Source organism: Bacillus cereus group sp. BfR-BA-01524 (assembly GCF_022662595.1).
GTDB lineage: Bacteria > Bacillota > Bacilli > Bacillales > Bacillaceae_G > Bacillus_A > Bacillus_A thuringiensis_S.
The window spans coordinates 1-213 of record NZ_JAKUDW010000498.1 but is presented as its reverse complement, the minus strand read 5'-3'; the positions used below and the strand labels follow the sequence as shown (position 1 = coordinate 213).

The following is a 213-nucleotide window of genomic DNA, read 5'->3' as shown; positions in this document are numbered from 1 at the left end:
CCCTGTTTTCGGTAATTCTTTTTCTACTTTTACTTGCGGTTCTTTAATTAACTTTTCAAGTTTTACTTCCGGGTCTTCCGGTTTCACTTCTGGTTCCTTCGGGTCTTTCGGATCCTCTGGTTTCACTTCTGGTTCCTTCGGGTCTTTCGGATCCTCTGGTTTCACTTCTGGTTCCTTCGGGTCTTTCGGATCTTCCGGTTTCACTTCTGGTTC

General features: G+C 45.1%; 1 pseudogene. It reads right to left on the bottom strand.

Going from position 1 to position 213, the window contains the following annotated elements:
- A pseudogene (locus MR170_RS32070) lies at positions 1-213 on the bottom strand (LPXTG cell wall anchor domain-containing protein); the annotation flags it as partial.